This window comes from uncultured Turicibacter sp. (assembly GCF_938044715.1).
Classification (GTDB): domain Bacteria; phylum Bacillota_I; class Bacilli_A; order MOL361; family Turicibacteraceae; genus Turicibacter; species Turicibacter sanguinis.
The window spans coordinates 1-4,707 of record NZ_CALIOS010000099.1; the positions used below are offsets into that span (position 1 = coordinate 1).

A 4,707-nucleotide genomic window follows, 5' to 3' on the forward strand; every position below is an offset into this window, starting at 1 on the left:
ATGAAAAAAGAAAATGCATTAGAGGCGATTAAATGTCAACTAGAGGAAGGAGGAGATCAAGATGAATCAAGTACCCATTAAACCGCTGGAGGCGACTTGGAATGATGAACAATGGGAAGCTATTTATCGAAAAGGCGAAGATTTATTAATTTCAGCTGGGGCAGGTTCAGGAAAAACGGCTGTACTCGTGGAACGAATGATTCAAAAAATTATTCAAGAGAAACTAAATATTGATGAATTACTTGTCATGACCTTTACAGAGGCAGCAGCTGCTGAAATGAAACAACGTATGCGTTCACGCATTCAAGATGAGTTAGAAAAGCAACCAGATAATGAACATTTAAAGGTCCAATTAAATAAAATTTCTCAGTCTCATATTTCAACGTTTCATGCCTTTTGTAATAAGTTAATTAAACGTTACTATTATTTATTAGAACTCGATCCTGTGTTTAAGATTGCCGATGATATTGAAGTCGGGATTATTCAAGATGAGGTGGTTGAATCGTTATTTGATGACTTATCAGATGATGAGGATGAGTCTTATTTGCTGTTGAGTCGTCAGTTTAATAATGATCGCAATGATGAGAATTTAAAAGTCATGTTACTTAAAATTTACGAATTGGCACGTTCTAATCCTGAAATGATTCAGTGGTTAGAGAATTTACCTCACCTATATCAGTGGGATGAGCAAGATCTAATGTCATGGATTCATTATGATAAAATTTTAAAAGTCATAACTCCAAGTCTTAAGGAAGCAGTATTAGATTTAGAAAAAGCAAAAGAATATGCGACTTACTCACAAATGACGGAGAAATTACATAAATACGCAACAGATGTATATTTTCAAGATTTAGAGTATGTCAATCGTTTAAAGGATGCCATGAACTCATCATATGAAGCGCTACGCGAGGCTTTTATGAATACAACGCTTTCGAGATTTCCTTCAGCACCTAAGAAAGATTTTGATGAAGAGATGAACACGATTTGTAAAGAGGCGCGTGATTCTTTTAAAAAACGAATTGAGAAAATAAAGGAAAAATATTTAACGTACTCGAATGAAACGCATTTGATTCATTTTAAAAAGAGTCAAGAAGTGGTAGAAGCATTAGCGAAAATGGTTCTTCTATTTCATGAGCGTTTTAGCGAAGCGAAATTAAAACGACAATTACTTGATTTTTCTGATTTAGAGTGGTATACGCTTCGGTTGTTAATCCAAGATGGACAAGCAACTGCGGTAGCATTTGATATTCATGCTCAATTTAAGGAGATTATGATTGATGAGTATCAAGATACTAATTTCATGCAAGAATCGATTGTTCAGGCGATTGCCAAGATTAAGTCACCTGAAATTCCAATTTTCATGGTAGGGGATGTCAAGCAGTCGATTTATCGATTCCGACTCGCAGAACCAAGTATTTTTCAAGGAAAATATACGATGTTCTCTGATGGAAATGGAAAAGGTCATAAAATTGATTTAATGAAAAACTATCGTTCTCATCAGCAAGTGATTGATTCAACGAATTATATTTTTAAGCAGTTAATGGATGAGCCGGTGGGTGAAATTAATTATGATGAAGCGGCAATGCTTCGACTTGGCGTGTTAGGTGAAGTGAATGATCCATTTAACCAAAATGAAGTACATTTGATTGATAAATTGCAAGTCACAGATGATGAAACGGATTTAAGTACCGTTGAACTTGAAGCGCATCACATTGCGAGAACAATTAAGCGTTGGATGGATTCTAAACAAGAAGTATATGATCGAAAATTAGGTCGCATGCGTCTTTTAACTTATCAAGATATTGTGATTTTAATGCGATCGTTAAGCAGTGTGACAACGTTTCAAGATGTTTTTCGTCAATATCATATTCCGCTGTTTACCGAACAAAATACCGATTTGTTTGATTCAATTGAAATTATTAATATGGTTTCTTGTTTAAAAGTCATTGATAACCCTTATCAAGATATTCCTTTGGTTGGCCTGATGCGATCACCGTTATTTTTCTTTAATGAGCGTGAATTGTCACTCATCAAAGTTTCAAGTAAAGCTTCATCCTTTTATGAACTCGTCCAATTTTATCAAAATCACGGAGAGGATGAGTTTTTAAAACAAAAAACAAAGCGTTTTGTTGAGATATTAGAACGTTGGCGTTTCGAAGCGAAAACACAATCGCTAGCAAGTTTGATCACCCTTATTTATGAACAAACGCTTTATTATGAGTTTGTGATGGGACTTCCACATGGTTATTTAAGAAAGGCAAATTTAGATGTTTTTGTCGATAAGGCACGCCATTATGAGTCGAGCACTAAAAAAGGTTTATATGGATTTGTTAATTATATCGATCGAATGCAAGCTCTTGGAAAACATTTTGGAAAAGCTAAAACGGTCACAGCGAATGAAGATGTTGTTCGAATTATGTCTATTCATAAATCAAAAGGGCTTGAATTTCCTGTTGTGTTTATTTCTCAAATTCAAAAGAAATTTAATGTTCAGGACGAAAAAGGAAATTATATTTTACATAAAAAGTATGGAGTAGCAGTCAAGTACATTGATTCGCAGTTAAGCTTTACTCAAAAAACAATTGCTCAAAATGTGGTAGCAAGCCTCATTCATCGAGAAATGTTAGCAGAAGAAATGCGTCTTTTATATGTGGCCATGACACGTGCTAAATCTAAGCTTTTATTTACAGGAGTTTTTGAGGTTGAGAAAAAGCTCGCTTCTTTAAAAGAAGTCATCACTGAATCGGGTGTGAGGTTACCAGATTCGTATCGATTAAAAGCAGTTAATTATGCTGATTGGATTTTACCAGCTATTTTAAAGCATCCAGATAACCAAGAGATCGTGGCGACCTATTTAGGGGTAACACCGACTTGTTTAGAAGATGCTAGTTCATGGAAAATAGAAATATTCTCCCAACAACAGGAGCTTGAACAATCGATGAAGGTAGAAGAGTCATTAGCTAAACAACCCCCTGTTATTGATTTTGAAAAAATTTTTTCAACGCGTTATGAGCATCAGGAACTAGTTGAGATTAACGCAAAGCAATCTGTTTCACAGCGCAAACTGGCTGAGGAAACACCTATGTTTAAAGGGATTCCTGAGCTTAGACCACAAGTGGCTTATGATCGGCCATCATTTATGAGAGAAAAGAAAATTAGTGGAGCTGAAGCGGGAACCGCATTGCATCAATTTATGCAGCATTTACCGGTGATGAAAAATCATACGTTAGAAAGTTTACAGCAAGTCAAAGAACGAGTGATTGAAAAGGAAATGATGACCGAGGAGATGAGTAGTCGAATTGATCTAGGGCAAGTGCTAGAGTTTACTAAAAGTCCTCTTTATGAAAAAATTATAACAGCGTTATCAGTTAAAAAAGAGGTTCCATTTATGACGTTAGTAAAGGTGGATGAGCATGAACAGTCTCAAATCTTACTTCAAGGGGTCATTGACTTATTAGCAGAATTTGAAGATGAAGTCTATATCGTGGATTATAAAACCGACTATATTCGTGACTTTGAGGTACAACAACAAGAACTAAAACAAAGATACGAAACACAAATGAAATACTATTCTAAAGCGATTAAAGAAATATTCCCAACTAAAAAAGTAAGTTGTCATGTTTATTTCTTAAAAGTATCGCAGTGTCTCGTTTATTAAAGATAAGAAAAGGACATCTCCCAATTGGGAAATGTCCTTTTCTAATCGACTTTTGCATTATCTTTAATATAAGCTTTTGTTTTTAAGTAAAGTGTCCGTTCGTGGTAATCTACTTCAGAGTGCTTTAATTTCATTCCTTCAATATGACTACTTAAAATGAGACCAAATAAAATCATATAAGAGAGTAATGAACTTCCCCCGTAACTGATAAACGGAAGCGTTACCCCTGTAATGGGAAGCATCCCAATCGTCATCCCAATATTTTGAATTTGTTGGAAGAATAACATTCCAAAAATTCCAACGCATAAGTAACTATTGTAATGACCACGATTCAGTGTTGCCGTATTGAGAATTTCAAAATCAAATAAACCACATAAAATCACCGTAATTAAAGTTCCAATTAATCCAAAGTCCATTCCGATAACGGCAAAAATGAAATCAGTGTGGGCTTCAGGGAAGTAAGTGGTTAAGCTTTGGAATCCGTTTCCAATTAGATGACCCGATCCAATGGCAAGTAATCCTTTTGCTAATTGGTTTCCTGCTCCTTGAATCGTTCCAAATGGATCAAACCATCCAAAGAAACGACTTAATTTATAAGCTTGAATTCCAAGAACATTTGTTAAAAAGTCTGGGAAAACTCCGACTGCTAGAATAAAGATTGTAATACCGACCATAGCAATTGAACCAACGATAAAGATATATCGCCACTTAATTCCTGAAGAAAAAATCATGAGTGCGACGAAGAATAAAATAATCATCGTAACACCAGAATCCGGCTGTTCAAAAATTAAAAAAGCTGGTGGCACAATAGCTGCTCCAATTTTTAGAAGAAGTAAAAAATCTGTTTTGACGGTACGCTTTAAATGGGGATAAAACTCGTTGTGTTTTTGAATGATATCGGCTACAACGAGTGCGAGCGCAATTTTCATAAATTCTGATGGCTGTAAAGTTCCGATACCAGGTAAGATGTACCAGCAGGTTGCCCCATTAATATTTTTAGCAAACGGAACATTCATAATGCCTTTTTCGTGAATAAAAAGTCCGAATAG

General features: G+C 35.2%; 2 protein-coding genes. One reads left to right on the forward strand and one right to left on the reverse strand.

Features of this window, described 5'->3' with window-relative positions; genetic code table 11:
- The first annotated feature begins 61 nt into the window (after positions 1-61).
- On the forward strand, positions 62-3,658 hold the full coding sequence (gene addA, locus QWC74_RS09910) for a helicase-exonuclease AddAB subunit AddA (RefSeq protein WP_006784028.1): 3,597 nt from the start codon (positions 62-64) through the stop codon (positions 3,656-3,658).
- Positions 3,659-3,699: 41 nt separating this feature from the next.
- On the opposite strand, the gene QWC74_RS09915 is transcribed toward addA, so the two are convergent.
- The coding region (locus QWC74_RS09915) for an FtsW/RodA/SpoVE family cell cycle protein (RefSeq protein WP_288994003.1) at positions 3,700-4,707 on the reverse strand (1,008 nt) is incomplete at its 5' end.